The 16,227-nt window shown below is 43.9% G+C and carries 15 protein-coding genes; 11 read left to right on the top strand and 4 right to left on the bottom strand.

Features of this window, described 5'->3' with window-relative positions; genetic code table 11:
* Window positions 1-2: 2 nt before the first annotated feature.
* The 6 genes from SNR28_RS14500 (at window position 3) to SNR28_RS14475 (ending at window position 5,617) form a co-directional block, all read left to right on the top strand.
* Complete coding sequence (locus tag SNR28_RS14500; RefSeq protein WP_375753348.1) at window positions 3-710, top strand: MotA/TolQ/ExbB proton channel family protein; 708 nt, start codon at window positions 3-5, stop codon at window positions 708-710.
* Window positions 707-1,135: an ExbD/TolR family protein gene (locus SNR28_RS14495; protein WP_375753347.1), complete on the top strand. Its 429-nt coding sequence runs from the start codon at window positions 707-709 to the stop codon at window positions 1,133-1,135. The genes SNR28_RS14500 and SNR28_RS14495 overlap by 4 nt, the downstream gene beginning before the upstream one ends.
* Window positions 1,132-1,977 (top strand): hemin ABC transporter substrate-binding protein, encoded by an 846-nt coding sequence (locus SNR28_RS14490; RefSeq protein WP_375753346.1) that lies wholly within the window; start codon window positions 1,132-1,134, stop codon window positions 1,975-1,977. The genes SNR28_RS14495 and SNR28_RS14490 overlap by 4 nt, the downstream gene beginning before the upstream one ends.
* A 95-nt stretch (window positions 1,978-2,072) precedes the next feature.
* A complete protein-coding gene (locus SNR28_RS14485; RefSeq protein WP_375754087.1) occupies window positions 2,073-3,068 on the top strand; it encodes a FecCD family ABC transporter permease in 996 nt (331 codons plus the stop codon).
* Window positions 3,068-3,841, top strand: a complete 774-nt coding sequence (locus tag SNR28_RS14480; RefSeq protein ID WP_375753345.1) for a heme ABC transporter ATP-binding protein — start codon at window positions 3,068-3,070, stop codon at window positions 3,839-3,841. Before SNR28_RS14485 ends, SNR28_RS14480 begins: the two co-directional genes overlap by 1 nt.
* Before the next feature lie 216 nt (window positions 3,842-4,057).
* Complete coding sequence (locus SNR28_RS14475; protein ID WP_375753344.1) at window positions 4,058-5,617, top strand: SulP family inorganic anion transporter; 1,560 nt, start codon at window positions 4,058-4,060, stop codon at window positions 5,615-5,617.
* A gap of 76 nt (window positions 5,618-5,693) precedes the next feature.
* Here SNR28_RS14475 and SNR28_RS14470 read toward each other — a convergent pair whose 3' ends face one another.
* Window positions 5,694-6,158, bottom strand: coding sequence for a low molecular weight protein-tyrosine-phosphatase (locus SNR28_RS14470; protein ID WP_375753343.1), 465 nt, complete (start codon window positions 6,156-6,158; stop codon window positions 5,694-5,696).
* A 174-nt stretch (window positions 6,159-6,332) separates the two neighbouring features.
* On the opposite strand from SNR28_RS14470, the gene cobO reads away from it, so the two are divergent.
* The 3 genes from cobO to SNR28_RS14455 all read left to right on the top strand — a co-directional run bounded on the left by cobO (window position 6,333) and on the right by SNR28_RS14455 (window position 8,537).
* Window positions 6,333-6,938 carry a cob(I)yrinic acid a,c-diamide adenosyltransferase gene (cobO, locus tag SNR28_RS14465; protein WP_375753342.1) on the top strand — a complete coding sequence of 202 codons (606 nt, stop codon included), beginning with the start codon at window positions 6,333-6,335 and terminating at the stop codon, window positions 6,936-6,938.
* A 181-nt stretch (window positions 6,939-7,119) separates the two neighbouring features.
* A complete protein-coding gene (locus SNR28_RS14460; protein ID WP_375753341.1) occupies window positions 7,120-7,950 on the top strand; it encodes a hypothetical protein in 831 nt (276 codons plus the stop codon).
* 107 nt (window positions 7,951-8,057) lie between these two features.
* Window positions 8,058-8,537: an aminoacyl-tRNA deacylase gene (locus SNR28_RS14455; protein ID WP_375753340.1), complete on the top strand. Its 480-nt coding sequence runs from the start codon at window positions 8,058-8,060 to the stop codon at window positions 8,535-8,537.
* 111 nt (window positions 8,538-8,648) lie between these two features.
* Here SNR28_RS14455 and SNR28_RS14450 read toward each other — a convergent pair whose 3' ends face one another.
* The 3 genes from SNR28_RS14450 to apbC form a co-directional block, all read right to left on the bottom strand.
* Complete coding sequence (locus SNR28_RS14450; protein ID WP_375753339.1) at window positions 8,649-10,844, bottom strand: AsmA family protein; 2,196 nt, start codon at window positions 10,842-10,844, stop codon at window positions 8,649-8,651.
* 140 nt (window positions 10,845-10,984) lie between these two features.
* Window positions 10,985-11,626, bottom strand: a complete 642-nt coding sequence (gene udk / locus SNR28_RS14445) for a uridine kinase (protein ID WP_375753338.1) — start codon at window positions 11,624-11,626, stop codon at window positions 10,985-10,987.
* 162 nt (window positions 11,627-11,788) lie between these two features.
* On the bottom strand, window positions 11,789-12,856 hold the full coding sequence (apbC, locus tag SNR28_RS14440) for an iron-sulfur cluster carrier protein ApbC (protein WP_375753337.1): 1,068 nt from the start codon (window positions 12,854-12,856) through the stop codon (window positions 11,789-11,791).
* Between the two features lie 207 nt (window positions 12,857-13,063).
* Here apbC and metG point away from each other — a divergent pair, with 207 nt between their 5' ends.
* Both metG and SNR28_RS14430 read left to right on the top strand, forming a co-directional pair.
* Window positions 13,064-15,103 (top strand): methionine--tRNA ligase, encoded by a 2,040-nt coding sequence (gene metG, locus SNR28_RS14435; RefSeq protein ID WP_375753336.1) that lies wholly within the window; start codon window positions 13,064-13,066, stop codon window positions 15,101-15,103.
* 260 nt (window positions 15,104-15,363) lie between these two features.
* Window positions 15,364-16,173, top strand: a complete 810-nt coding sequence (locus tag SNR28_RS14430) for a hypothetical protein (protein WP_375753334.1) — start codon at window positions 15,364-15,366, stop codon at window positions 16,171-16,173.
* Window positions 16,174-16,227: the final 54 nt, after the last annotated feature.

Raw genomic sequence — 16,227 nt, 5'->3', positions numbered from 1 at the left:
ACATGCAAACTTTTTCGGTGATCCATTCTCAGTTGGGCATTATGACCTGGCCGCTTACTACCATGTCGCTTTTGGCAATGTTGATCATTTTAGAGCGCTGCTTCTATCTGCTAATCAATACCAAGACCAATAGCCGGAAGCTTATCAGCCACCTCTATAGTATCGACCTAAACAATAAACAGGCGTTTGATGAGTTACTTCAACGACAAAGCCGCCAAAAAAACACCCTGGCACAAGGGGTTACCATGCTGTTGAATCATCGCCATTTTGAAAAAAGCCTTAGAGAAGACACCGTCAGCGTATGGCTTGAAAAAAAGCGTCAACAATATAGCTCGGGACTAAGGTTTCTTACCATTATTGGCGTTATTAGCCCATTGGTTGGATTGTTGGGAACGGTACTTGGCTTGATCGAAATGTTTAAAGGTCTGGCTCATACTTCTGGTGCTATTGCACCATCAGACCTCGCAAGTGGTCTTGGCCTTGCAATGTCCACTACCGCGGCAGGACTGATAATCGCCCTGCCCGCAATCTCTGGTTCCCATATTTTGCAAATTTGGGCAGACCGCTCTATCGGCAAAATTGAACATGCACTCAATCACTGCAACTTATATCTAGAAGGTATCACTTTTGACAGCAAACCTTCTCAGGTGAAATGCAAACGCGCACCGAGTGGTGTTTGTGACAATGGCTCAGAGGCAACTGCGATATGATCCGTTCCGGCCAAAGCGCTCGTCGCTCCTCTGGCTCAATCATGCCGGATCTGACTCCTCTTCTGGATTTGATTTTTATCGTCATGGTTTTTCTGCTGCTCACCACCAACATCAGTGTGAAAACCATGGATATTCAAATCCCTCAAACTAAAGAGAGCGATGTTTTATCTACTCCAGAAAAAGCAGTGATCAGTGTAGGTATTCTGGCGACCGAACCTCATTGGTCTATCGAAGGAAACACCTTTACTAACTGGGACAAGTTTTCATCTGCCCTGCTAGAACAAGTAAAGGCCTCCCCTAAGAAAATACTCGTTATTGCTGCAGATAAAGAGGCTAACGTGGAATCAATGCTCAAACTCCTGGCCTTCTTACAGAGCAACAATATCAACGCTACTAACATCATTATGGAAGACAGCACTTCATGAAAAAAACGACACTATTAATATCACTTATATTTTCCGCTTTCTCTGCTCAAGCTGCCGAACGAATTATCAGCGCAGGTTCTAGTGTCACAGAGCTCATCTACGCTTTAGGTGCCAGAGACCAACTTGTCGCAGCAGACAGTACCAGCCGTGCTTACGTTGCAAATGATGATATTCCCTTGGTTGGTTATCACCGTCAGCTTTCTCCGGAAGGTCTGTTAGCATTGGAACCATCAGTTTTAATTGGGTCAGATGAAATGGGGCCCGATACGACTCTTTCTGTACTCAAAAATAGCGAAGTTGATGTGGTAGTAACCTCGTCGGGCGACGATATAGAAGATCTGTATGCGCGAATCGATAAAGTGGCAAAGATAACAAACACAGAAGACAAAGCAGAACAGATAAAAACTAAAGCGAAAAAGGATATTGACCGCCTAAACAGTCAAAAACTGGCTTCTTCTCCTAGTGTTATGTTCCTACTAATCAATAGTGGCAGACCGATGAGTGTCGCAGGTTCAGAGACTTCGATAGACAAAATCATTGAGCTGGCTGGCGGAAACAACCCTGCCCATAAACAGTTTAGTTCGTACAAAGCTATCTCGGTTGAGTCTATCCTTGAAATGAAACCTGAATACCTGCTTATTGCACAAAGAACATGGGATGCAATGGGAGGTAAGGAAGGCGTTTTAGAGAAGTACCCTCTTCTAATGGAAACGCCAGCAGGTCATAATGGCCGAATCATTCCTGTTCCGGGCACCGCATTAATCGGTGGATTTGGATTAGAAAGCATTAAGCTATCCGGCACACTAAATAAGAGATTTTCAGAAGAGTTCAGTGCTAACTGATTGGGTATAAAACAAAAATAATGGAATCAAAACCAACTCACTTTAAAAAGACCGGAAGGGTATCAGTAAAACTCCTGATACCTTTTGGCCTTACTATGCTTTATCTGGCGATCATTACTTCAGTCGCTATCGGGCCGATGGACATATCACTTAAAGACAGCTTTACAGCTGTTATTCCAAATTTGTTTTATTCAGATAAGGGATTAGCTCCGCATGTCGAGTTGATTATCCAGCAAGTGCGGTTGCCTCGTACACTGCTTGCTGTGGCGGTTGGTGCAATTTTGGCGCTATGTGGTGCAGTTATGCAAGGCCTGTTCAGAAACCCTCTGGCTGATCCTGGCATCATCGGTGTTTCCGCTGGTGCATCGTTAGGAGCAGCATTAGCAATCGTACTTTTTGGCAACCTGGCTCAGCAATACCCAGTACTTCTTCTGTTTGGTACGGTTCCACTGTTCGCTTTTCTTGGGGGCACCATCACAACCATTTTGGTGTACAAACTTGGTACTACCGAAACCGGGACATCCGTTTCCATGATGCTGTTGGCCGGTGTTGCCATTGGCGCACTGTCCGGGGCAGGTCTTGGGTTAATGAATTACTTCGCTGACGATCAGGCACTACGCGATCTTTCACTCTGGACAATGGGTTCATTAGCCGGCAGTGATTGGCAAGGTATTCTGATGGCTTTTGTTTGCCTGACCATTCTCTTTGTTTTGTTCTACCGGGATGCCAACAAACTAAACGCCCTGTTATTGGGAGAGCCTGAAGCAAAACATATGGGCATTAATGTCCAGTCTCTTAAAAGAAGGTTGATTTTACTAACGGCCGCAGGGGTTGGTGTCACGGTTTCTCTGGCAGGAATCATTGGATTTATTGGACTGATTGTCCCTCACCTTGGACGTATGATAAGTGGTCCAAATCACCGAACCTTATTACCTCTTTCAATGATCATCGGCGCTCTGCTTTTACTGGTAGCAGATATGATAGCCCGAACAGTTGTCGCTCCGTTGGATATGCCTGTCGGTATTGTCACCGCTCTTATTGGTTCACCATTCTTTATCTGGCTACTGATAAAACAGAGAGGGAGATTGTAATGACACCTCCAAGTATTTCTTTAAGAAACCTGAACCTAACACTGGGTAACAAGGTCATTCTTGACGATGTCTCTGTCGAGTTCAAAGCGGGTGAGTTAGCGATACTCCTTGGCCCGAATGGTGCTGGTAAAAGTAGCCTACTTAAAATGATAACCAAAGAGTGGAAGGTAAATGGGGCTGTCGATTACTTTGGTCAACCTTCTGAATCATGGAAACCTGAGAGTATTGCGAAACACCTTGGCGTCTTACCGCAGTCCAGCTCTCTAAGCTTCAACTTTACCGTTAGAGAAGTGGTTGAGCTTGGTGGATTAACCTTGAATGCCTCGCACTCTGATATTAGCAAGATCGCCGATAAGTATATGCAAGCAAATGATATCGAACATTTGGCAGAGAGGTCATACCCCACCCTTTCCGGTGGTGAGAAGCAGCGAGTTCATTTATCAAGAGTGCTCACACAGATAGAGCAGAGCGGAGAAAACAAAATACTGCTTCTGGACGAACCAACATCCGCTCTTGATCTGTCCCACCAGCATCGAACTCTGGCTCTGGCAAAGCAACTGACGCAATCTGGCGCATCAGTGATAGCAGTAATCCACGATCTGAACCTGGCAGCTCAGTACGCAGATAGAGTGTTGATACTGAACGAAGGAAAACTTGTTGCAGATGGCACTCCATGGGAGACACTCACCGAAAAAACCATTAACCAGGTGTATAAGTGGTCAGTTCAAGTGATCAAGCACCCAAGCGAATCTCATCCTGTAATTTTGAGCTAATCCAATAAGGGGCAGTTCAATTTCTGCCCTTCTTCTTTTAATTCTCGCCTCGAATAAAACGGCTTATTATTGAACTCAGTCACACTTTTCTGTAGCATGCGCCTCGTTACTGAGCTTCCGATCACAATTGTTTTTTAAGCGCCCTGTTAATTCCCTTTTTGGCTTTACGAAAACAGAGATTGGATACCCGTTTTATTTGTAAATTAATGAGCCGAAATGTTTGAATTTCCTAAGTTTTCTAATCATTCTGCCAAGAATGATATTCTATCCGGTCTAACCGTTGCGCTAGCATTGGTACCTGAAGCAGTTGCTTTTGCCTTTGTAGCCGGTGTTGATCCAATGGTTGGCCTATATGCAGCATTTATCGTTGGCCTTATCACCTCTATCTTTGGTGGTCGCCCAGGAATGATCTCTGGTGCAACAGGTGCAATGGCTGTTGTGATGGTTAGCCTTGTGATGGAACATGGTGTCCAATACCTATTCGCTGCAGTTATGCTAGCAGGTATCCTTCAGGTAAGTGCTGGTATCTTCAAACTTGGTAAGTTCATTCGTATGGTGCCACACCCGGTAATGATCGGATTTGTGAATGGTCTGGCTATTGTTATCTTCCTTGCTCAGCTAGGTCAGTTCAAAGCTCCGGATATTAATGGTGTGCTAACCTGGCTACCAATGGATCAGATGGCTATCATGGGTGGCCTAATCCTGCTGACTATGGCAATCATTCATTTTCTTCCAAAGTTCACTACAGCTGTACCTTCATCGCTTGTTGCGATCGTATCAGTAACACTTTTAGTTCAGCTACTTGGTTTGGAAACTCGTACTGTCGTTGACTTCCTTCGTACCATGTCCGGTGACGAAGCGGCAACGTTAGCTGGTAACCTACCTACGTTTGCACTACCTGCAGTACCGCTAAGCCTGGAAACACTTCAGATTATTCTTCCATACGCAGTCATCCTTGCTGCAGTAGGTCTAATCGAATCACTTCTTACTCTGACTGTTGTTGATGAAATGACAAATACGCGCGGACAAGCTAACCGTGAATGTGTTGGTCAGGGTTTCGCGAACCTGAGCTGTTCAGTATTCGGTGCAATGGGTGGTTGTGCGATGATTGGTCAGTCGATGATCAACGTGAACTCTGGTGGTCGTGGTCGTCTTTCTGGCATTGTAGCCGCGCTGGCGCTGCTATTCTTTATCCTGTTCGCATCAAGCCTGATCGAAATGATCCCACTGGCTGCACTGGTTGGCGTTATGTTCATGGTAGTTATCGGCACATTCGAATGGGCAACCTTTAAGCTGGCTCGTCGTGTACCAAAACAAGACTTTTTCGTTATCGTACTGGTAACGGTTGTCACTGTGATGACAGACCTTGCTGTCGCTGTAGTTGTTGGTGTCATCGCATCAGCACTGATGTTTGCATGGCAACACGCTAAGCACATCTACGCAAGCAGCCAGTTGAATGCAGAAGGCTCAAAAGAGTACAAGATTAATGGCCCTATCTTCTTTGGTTCAGCAGCAAACTTCCTTGAACTGTTTGATGCGCCAAACGACCCTCAGGATGTTATCGTAGACTTCGCGAACTCTCGCGTAGCAGACCACTCTGCAATTGAAGCTATTGAGACTCTGGCTGAGCGTTATGCGGCTCAAGGGAAAACTCTGCACCTGCGCCACCTGAGCCCAGATTGCCGTACGCTACTTGAAAAAGCAGGTAGCCTGGTAGAAATCAACGTGAAAGAAGACCCAAGCTACAAAGTCGCAACTGACGTACTTGCAGGTTAAGTTTTCTTAATCGCGTATAAGTAAAGGCTCTGCAAATGCAGAGCCTTTATCGTTTATATGAACTATGAATAGCGAACTATAGTTTTCTGAGTAAACCTTCGCTGGCCACTTCAACTAAATCCAACACCAACTCAAACCCTTCATCTCCACCATAATAGGGATCTGGAATCTCTTCATAATCCGGATGATATCGTCCTAAGAACAACTTCACTTTATGCACATGATCGACCGGACACATAGCTCTAAGCTTATCCAGATTGTCTCTGTCTGCTGCCAATATCAGGTCGAAATACTCAAAGTCCCGTTCCTTAACCTGACGAGCTCTTATGCCTTCAAAAGAGTAACCTCGTTTTTCTGCGGCCATACGAGCTCTAGGATCCGGCGCATCGCCTGTGTGAAAATCGATCGTACCCGCAGAGTCCACCTCTACAGGAATGTTCATCCGTTCAGCGGTTGATCGCAACACTGCCTCACCTGTTGGCGATCGACAGATATTGCCCATGCAGACTATCAAAATCTTCGCTTTAATCTGGTCAGTCATGAAAATAACACCATGAAGTAAGTGGTTAACTTAATAATAGGAAGACGTTGTTTGTTGGGCAAGACAAATCTAATAACCTATTCAACCCCATAATTATTAAATGGTTTTTACTTCAGCATATTTAAACTATTATGAGAAAAACAGACTTGGTCTTGAGTACATGGAGCTAACACAATGACAGCAACGGATAAAAATGATGACAGACATAAAGCTCGTCAACAGAAAGTGAAAGAAAAAGTCGATAAAAAGGTAGAAAGCGCTCAAGAAGAGCGAGGGTTACTCCTTGTTATCACAGGTAACGGTAAAGGAAAGTCTACCGCTGGATTTGGAATGATTACCCGGGCAGTTGGTCACGGCCAAAAGTGTGCCGTTGCCCAGTTTATTAAAGGTACCTGGGATAACGGTGAGAAGAATCTGCTTGAGAAACTGGGTGTTGAGTTTCAGGTCATGGCAACGGGTTTTACATGGGAAACTCAGGACCGAGCAAAAGATACCGCTGCCGCGCAGGAAGTCTGGAAAGAGTGCCAAAGAATGCTCAAAGACGATTCTATTGAGGTTGTGCTTTTTGATGAACTCACTTACATGGTGAGCTATGGATACATTGAGTTAGACGAGGTGTTGGAAGCGTTACAGAATCGACCTGCAGAGCAATCCGTTATTATCACAGGTCGTGGTGCACACCGTTCAATCACCGATCTTGCTGATACTGTTTCAGAGGTGAAGAATGTAAAACACGCCTTTGAATCTGGTTTAAAAGCAAGAAAAGGCATTGATTGGTAGGAATAATTTACGAATCAAACACCCTAAAAAGCATCGTCCACTTATCTTTGGGGCGATGCTTTTTTAATAGCCTGAGATTTAGATAAAAATCTATATATTCTAAAAAATCACCTAAAGCTAACAATTAGAGGATTCTAAAGTACTAGTCTCTCCATCCTGATTTTTACCAGAAATAATGAGAATGAAGAGACCAATTACTATTATCTTCAGCATGCTTGCACTGACTGCACACGCTGCAGGAACAGACCAGCAAGCGGAACCAAGCCAAAGCGACAAACATGCTGTAAAAAGCAACGATGAGAAGCTGGCAGACGATCCAACCAAGGTAGTAACTAAAATTGGTTTTAGCTACAGCGATAGCTATGACTTCGATGACAGTAGTGCCTCTATTTCGGGTTCATTAGCACTCGACGATGCCAGAAAAATCAACGCTAAGGTGAATAGTGACGGTTCTGAATGGCGTATTGGGGGATCTTGGCTATTCCCGATAGGTATCATCAACTTTAATTTTGGCAAGAACGAGTATGCTAACGGAGCAACTCAAACCAACTACAGCGTTGGCACCTTCGTCCCATTAAGCTATTTCGGAATCGAACCAGCTGGCTTCCAAATATTCCCAATGGCGGGCTACAACTACAACGACGGCGACACACCTGTTTGTGATAGTGGGAATACAAATGCCAACTGTAATCAGCCAGGATTTAGCGGTTCACCATCCCCGGAAAATGGTTTCCAGACGATCAACAACACGAATCATGGTGGTTATGTCGGCATCTTCGCTTTAAGGCCTTTGACAGAAAAGTGGACAGCAATGACGTTCATGGGCACATCTTATGGCTCTGAAAATGACGAAGGCAAAAACTATCAGGGTGTATGGGCCGGGTTGGGTGCAAGTTACACTTTCAACGAGTATAACTCCTTCAACATATCCAGCTATGCCATGGACAACAACACCTATATTGATGAACCCGAATATCGTATAGGCATATCTTACACCCATGAGTTCAATTAAAACTGAGCTGAGATACTGATACCTCCGTTCCTCTTCTATACTTTATATACTCAGGTGTATAAAGCTTATGGCTCATCTGAGCACAAGAGCATGACACGGAGGTTATTATGACCATCGCAACACGTATAGAACACTACCTGAACGAGAACCAAATCCCGTTCCAGACTCTGAGCCATGATCATAGCCAGAGTTCACTCCATAGCGCAGTCAGAGCACATGTCCCTAAGATGAATGTTGCCAAAGGTATCGTCCTTGAAGATCACGAGGGCAGGCATCTACTCGCAGTTCTTCCTGCTGATTCAAAGATTAGTTTCTCTGTACTGAATATGAAGCTGAGATCAGATTATCACCTGGTAAAAGAGCACGATGTTTATACTCTTTTCGATGATTGTGAGCACGGTGCTGTACCACCAATTGGCACGCCATATCACATGTCTATGATATGCGAAGAATCCTTGACGGAGCTTGACGAGGTCTATCTTGAAGGTGGTGATCATGAAACGTTGATAAAACTGGATAAATCATCATTTTCTAAAGCGATGAGCCATGGCAAATGGTTGCACTTTAGTAGTCAGGTTTTCCATTAACGTTTCCTATTAACACTCAGCAGCCTGTTCTTGAACGGGTGAGGTAATAAAAAAGAGTACCTAATTACTCAGGTACTCTTTTCTTATTTAGGTGATTTATTCAAAAGAAAATTAGTTAAACAAACCTTTTAATAGCTTATCGGCCAGTTTCTTGGTTTCATCTTCATCAGCTTTATCACCAAGCAGTTTCTTCAGTCCGCGCTCAGCTTCTTTTCTAGCTTTCTCTTCCAGCTCTTTTTTCTTTTCAGCTTCAAGCTTCTTCCATAACTGGTCAAACTCTACCTTATATTTGGGTTCCGTCCACTTGTTGTAGATACGAACGGGAACGGTCACATCCCTTAACTCGTTAATATCTTTACCGCCCTGTCCTTTCAGTGAGCCAACGATAGATGCGTCAATCAGGAAGTCCATGGTTTCTTTGATGTAGTTAGCTTCACCTTTCCCATGAACTCGAAGCAACGGTGATTGCATAGTAAGGTCGTCTGCCTTAGCAACACCAGCAGCAAGAGCGATGGTTGCTGTCATTGCTGAGAAGTCGGTTTTCTGCTCTTGTTTCTCTTCCTCAGAAAGCGTTTCGCCTTTTATCTTTGCATAGTTGGTACGAATAACCTGTGCCACGTTGATTCCGTTAACCGCACCATCAGCAAAATTGATCTTCACTGTACCTGCGAGATTTTGCTTGATACCTGTCGGAGTCAGGCTCTTACCAGTGACATCGACATCAATATTACCTGTTCCTTCAAGCATGTCGTTTCCAGCAACGTCTTTCAAAAGTGGCTGAACTTTCACTCCTGAAATTTGCTTTTTCGCTTTGTAAGTTGCCGGCACTTTACGCCCATCCAACGTCGCACTTGCTTTTATAGAGCCTTGATACAGGTTAGAAGTAAATGAAGAGAGATTCACTACTCCGCGATTCACGCTAAACTTAGCGTTAACATTTTGCATTCGGGCATTATTTGCCTTGAACTTATCAATGCTAACCTGGCCCGCAACATCCAGAGTTTTAAGGGCAGAAAGGTCTGGTTCCACTTCTGGTTGTGGTTTCGTGCTCTTAACTGGTGCCGTTTCTGAACCCGTATTAGCGGGCTGCTCATTTGATGAACCCTGCTCAGGCGCAGAGTCTGTAGAAGCAGTATTTAGCCCCAGAAACTCATCCAAGTCTATGTTAGGGCTATGAATAGAAAATCGAACAGCCGGAATATCCGTAAGCTTGACTGTCGAGTTACCATCAATCTGAATCTTGTTCATTGACAGCGTTTCAATATCCAGGCTCACTAGCTGTTTATCTGCCTGATAACCGAATGCCAGCTTGCCATTAATATCCATCGGAGACTGAGGCAGAGCAGCACCTTTAAATTGTGATTTAAGGGCGATGTTTTCCAGACGAATATGGCTGATTGCTTTATCCACCAGCAGGGTCGCGTCAAGGTAGAGATCGATATCCATATCTGAAGCATTACCTTTTACGGACAATGACAAAGGATTGACCTGATCAAAAGCGAACGTATCCAGCGTTATTTTTGCGCTTGAGATATCTGTTGCCGGATCTCTAAAGCTGGTATCCGCTTCAATATTACGTAGTTCATAAGACGCCAGATCTTGCGCTAGTTTAAATTCGGCCTGACCTTTGGCAGCAAACTTCTGCTGGTTGTTCTGACCTTTAGCTTCGAACACAGCCGTGGTCCACTGATCGAAAACAAACTCCGACACATTCAGGCCAACATCATAAAGTTTGGTGTATGTACCTGCTTTGTCGTCGCGGATTTCTAACAGTGCGTTAGTAACAGAGACACCAGCAAGGTTGATTGTCCAAGGCTGGGTTTGTTCTGCAGGTACTGCCTCAGTAGTACTCGTTTGATTTTCTGTAGCGGTTACAGAAGGAGCTTGATTGTCAGATGCAGGAGCAGACTCTTTGTTCGCAGCGATGGAATCCAGGTTGCTCTGCCCATTTGCCAGAGTTTCCAGATAAATTTCAGCACCATCAAGTGTCACATTACCGATATAGAGCTCATTATCCAGCAACGGCATAACTGAAACATCGACCGCAATCTGATTGATCTTAAGAAGGTTATCCGACTTAAAACCCTCCGGGTTCTTCAACTCTGTTTTTCCCATAGACAAGCCAAGGCTTGGGAAGAACTGCCAGCTAATATCACCTTCGATATTTAGCTCCAGACCCGTTTGCTTTTTGGTTTGCTCAACAATAAGCGGTTTAAACTGGTTTGGATCGACAAAAAGTAGCAGTACAGCCACAGCTACAACAATTAGTGCGACTGGAATACCTAAGATTAGAAACAGCTTTTTCATTCGTTTCGTCCCTGCGGAGTGATAATGACTTTATTAGAGACAAAAGATGGCACATAAAGTGCCATCTTTTTAAGTACTTATTTGAGAATAAATCAAAAACACGTGATTTATTCTCACTCGATGCTCAAATTACTAAGCTATCAAGATTTCAGTAGCTTAGCGATATGAGCTTTTAGAACGTCAATCGCAATTCGGTTTTTACCGCCACGAGGAACGATAATATCCGCATATTGCTTTGAAGGTTCGATAAACTGCATAAACATTGGACGAACTGTCTTTTGATACTGTGCCAGTACCGACTCCATTGTTCTTCCACGTTCTTCTACATCACGTGTAACACGACGTAAAAGGCAGATATCTAGAGGCGTATCCATAAAAATTGAAGCGTGCATTAGATCGCGAAGACGTGGGTCAGTCAGAAGAAGAATACCTTCCAGGATGATGACTTTTTTAGGAGTAAAAGTCGACGTTGTCTCTGTACGAGTATGCTCTGTATAGCTGTACTCTGGAATCTCTACAGATTCACCGTCCAACAAAATCTGCAAATGCTCACATAAAAGATCGTGATCAAGCGCATTTGGATGGTCGTAGTTAGTTTTTACCCGCTCTTCCATGCTCAGGTGGCCTTGATCTTTGTAGTAACGATCTTCAGTAATAACACCGATCTGATGATCGCCTACCTTTTCACGAAGCTCGTTATAAATTGTACTCGCGATCAAGCTTTTCCCTGATGCAGAAGCACCTGCGATCCCTACAATGACACATTTAGTATTTTCAGACATGATTCGTACTTGGTGATAATTGAATAAACCGCATGATTATAAGGGGTTCGACCGATAGTTGCCAGATTTTACCTGCAGAGAAGAGTAGAAATTTCGTGCATTCAGTAGAAAAGCCAGAGGATATGCGCCCTCTGGCAATTTAACTTATAAAACATCAATATGTTATAGCGCGGTAAAAGGAATTGCGTCTGGTAGTTCTTTACCCGCCCAATACATTTTGCTGGCAATACGTTCTGCGAGTGACAGGTAAATTTCCGAATGTTCACTTTCTGGGCGAGCAACAACCGTTGGTTTACCGCTATCAATATCTTCTCGCATTGTGATATGCAGAGGAACCTGAGCCAGTATCGAAGTACCAAACTCTGAGGCCATCTTTTCTGCACCGTTAACGCCAAAGATATGTTCTTTCTCACCACAATGACTACAGATGTGATAACTCATGTTCTCAACAATGCCTAATACAGGAGTTTCCACTCTTTCAAACATGGCCAAACCTTTACGAACATCTGCAAGCGCCAAGTCCTGAGGTGTGGTAACAATCACAGCACCAGTGACCGGAATTTGCTGAGAAAGAGTCAATTGAACATCCCCTGTACCCGGGGGCATATCAATCACCAGGTAATCCAGATCTGGCCAGTCGGTCTCATTCAGTAGCTGGCCAAGTGCTTTTGATGCCATCGGACCACGCCAGATAGCCGCCTCACTTTTATCAACCAGATAACCTATTGAGTTGGTGTGAATACCAAAAGATTCAATTGGAATCATGAACTTTCCGTCGCGGACGTCCGGTGTTTTGTCTTCCATTCCCAGCATGATTGGCACAGATGGGCCATAAATATCAGCATCCAGCAAGCCAACTTCGGCTCCATGAGCCTGTAGAGCCAATGCCAGATTCACTGCGGTCGTAGATTTACCTACCCCACCTTTACCTGAGGTCACCGCAATGATGTTCTTTACTCGTGGCAACTGCGACTGAACATGGGTTTCCAACGCTTTAACACTGTAACTGACGTTTAATTCACCTGGTTCGTTGCTAATATCTTGTTGCTCTAACCAAAGGGAAAAATCAGACGCGAGAGTATTTGAATAAAACGGAAACTCAATCTTTACAGCGTTGTTCTTCAAACACTTAACAATTCCAGGCTGATCACTCCAGCCATCAATCAGTAGCGGGTGGGCAAAACCGTTTAACCAACGGCAAACAGACTCTTTTGATTCTAATAATGACATTGAATGCTCCTTGAGAAGCCCTGATAAATGATTATTTTTATTTCTCGATAGAAGTAAGGGCTATTTGTCTCATGCTACCACTACATAAAGCCTCACTAAACCCCAAAAATATCAGGGAATCATTGATTGCATTGTTGGAGTATCAAGCCTGTTGAGGTAGTATTATCGCCTTGATTTTTTAATACCTATGAACGGCGAATATTAAGTATGGCAACTGATCCAAGAAAAATACTGGTAACTTGTGCCCTTCCGTACGCTAACGGTTCTATCCACCTTGGCCATATGCTTGAGCATATCCAGGCGGATATCTGGGTTCGTTATCAGCGCCTGCGCGGCAACACTGTAAACTTCATCTGTGCGGATGACGCACACGGCACGCCTATAATGCTTAAGGCGCAGCAAATGGGTATTACCCCAGAAGAGATGATTGCAGCGGTTAGCGAAGAGCACCAGAAGGATTTTGCTGGATTTGATATCAGCTTTGATAACTATCACAGCACACACAGTGAAGAAAACCGTGAACTGGCTTCTCTTATTTATAACCGTCTGAAAGAGAACGGTTTCATCACTAGCCGTACTATCTCTCAACTGTTTGACCCTGAGAAAGAGATGTTCCTTCCTGATCGTTTCGTTAAAGGCACCTGCCCGAAATGTAAGTCTGAAGATCAATATGGCGACAACTGTGATAACTGTGGTGAAACATACAGCCCGACTGAGCTGATTAACCCTAAATCTGCGGTTTCAGGTGCAGAGCCTGTAATGAAGGACTCTGAACACTTCTTCTTCGATCTTCCTCAGTTTGAAAGCATGCTGCAAGAGTGGACTCGTTCTGGCTCTCTTCAGGCTGAAACGGCTAACAAGATGCAAGAGTGGTTCGAGTCTGGCCTTCAGCAGTGGGATATCTCTCGTGATGCGCCTTACTTTGGTTTTGAGATCCCTGGTGAGAAGAACAAATTCTTCTACGTATGGCTTGATGCACCAGTTGGTTACATGGCTTCGTTCAAGAACCTGTGTGATAAGCGTGACGATCTAAACTTTGACGATTACTGGGCGAAAGACAGTGATGCAGAGCTTTACCACTTCATCGGTAAAGACATTGTTTACTTCCACAGCCTGTTCTGGCCTGCAATGCTGGATGGCTCTGGTTTCCGCAAGCCTAACAACGTATTCGTTCACGGCTACGTAACGGTAAACGGCGCGAAAATGTCTAAGTCTAAGGGCACATTCATTAAGGCTGCTACATATCTGGATCACCTTGATCCTGAATGTCTGCGTTACTACTACGCAGCTAAACTGAACAATCGTATCGATGACCTTGACCTGAACCTTGAAGATTTCACTCAGCGTGTAAACTCTGACGTGGTAAACAAGATCGTTAACCTAGCTTCCCGTAACGCTGGCTTTATTTCTAAGCGTTTCGAAGGCAAGCTTTCTGAAACGTTTGCTGAGCCTGAGCTATACAATGAGTTCGCTTCTGCAGCAGATCGCATTGCTGAGCTTTATGAAGCTCGTGAGTTTGGTCGTGCTATCCGTGAAATCACAGCGCTTGCTGACAAGGCAAACCAGTACGTTGACGAAAAAGCACCATGGGTTGTAGCAAAAGAAGAAGGTAAAGAGAAAGAGCTTCAGGACATCTGTTCTGTAGGTATCAACCTATTCCGCGTTCTTATGACTTACCTTAAGCCTGTTATGCCAGAGCTTGCTGCACGCACTGAGGCTTTCCTGAACGAAGAGTTGAGCTGGGAAGGTATAGCAAATCCGCTAACTAACCACGAAATCACTAAGTTTAAAGCGTTATTTAATCGCATCGATCCTAAGAAGGTTGAAGCTATGGTTGAAGCGTCAAAAGAAGATGCAGCAGCTGAAAAAGCAGCGGCAGAGAAAGCACAAGAAACTGAGCTTTCTAAAGACCCAGTTGCAGATGAAATCGAGTTTGATGACTTTGCAAAGGTTGATCTTCGTGTAGCAAAAATTGTTTCTTGCGAAGAAGTGCCAAAAGCAAACAAGCTTCTAAAGCTTCAACTTGATATCGGTGGTGAAACTCGTCAGGTATTCGCTGGTATTAAATCAGCATACAAACCTGAAGATCTGATTGGTAAGCACACTGTCATGGTAGCTAACCTTAAGCCACGTAAGATGAAGTTTGGTATGTCTGAAGGCATGGTTCTGGCCGCTGGCCCGGGTGGTAAAGATCTTTGGATCCTTGAGCCACATGAAGGTGCTCAGCCTGGTATGAGAATCATGTAACTCGATTCAAATTACACTTCTAAATCCCCGATAGACATATCGGGGATTTTTTTTACTTATCTAATAACCGCTTCCAACTTTGGTGCACGCTGCACCTCGATTGTTCTTATCCGCGTTTCTAAAACACACTAAGTCATTGAATTAAAACACTTACATTCCGATGGCACCATTCCTGCAGCTCTAACTAAACAAGCTGGCTTAGCTACTTGATAAATAAACAAATATCAAAACAATGTCATTCGGCAACTAAGGAGGCTGTGATGTTTATACTGCTTTCAATCATGATTTCAACTTCAATCCTGGCATTACTGTACCTTTACGGGCAAAACAAACAAAACAGCTTTCAAGAGAAGTATGAGCTGGTATCTGACCTTAGAGAGCTTATTAATTACTGTCGTCAGCATCGCAGTGCGTCACATATGGCACTACTATTTGATACGGCTGACAATGAGCAAATAAGTGCACTTGAATCCAAAATAAGCATTTTGACTCAACAGATTGTCGATAAAGCAAGTTTTGACAATAAAGCGACTTATAGAATTCTTCAAACCAGAATGAACCATATTGAATCTGAATGGCGATCTATGACCATCGGAAAAAATCAGATGGTACATGGAAAGGCAATAAGACATAGCCTGTTCTTGATTGATGAGATAATGCTCATGTGGTTGCTAGACCAGGAAAAGCAGAACTTAGATGATGTTTACAACGAAAACTGGCAGCTAACCATTGATTCACTTGAGTTGCTAACAAGTTTTAGGGTGATCATTCAAAACATCGATAATGAAAATGGTCAGGCGCGAATACGTGCGCAGGCAGCAACACTTAACAGAAAGTTAAATCAGCTTTCTGTGCATAGCCCGGTGGTATATGGCTCTCCATTTTGCATTCGGGCACGTGAGCAACTTATGCAATTAATGAATGATGAAGAATTTAACTACTCGCAGGTGCAGCTTTACAAAATATCATCTGATGTTTCTCTGGTGATATTCTACGCCTACGATCAGGTGCTGGAAAAAGTCGCTGAAACCATCTATCAACCCTTTCCTAAACTAGCCAAAACCATATAGCTAACGAAATACAGCCAAAAATAAAGCCCGGTACCGGGCTTTATTAAAAATAGA

It is taken from the genome of Vibrio iocasae, assembly GCF_042245395.1.
In the GTDB taxonomy this organism is placed as follows: domain Bacteria; phylum Pseudomonadota; class Gammaproteobacteria; order Enterobacterales; family Vibrionaceae; genus Vibrio; species Vibrio iocasae.
This window is presented reverse-complemented; position numbering and strand designations above follow the sequence as displayed.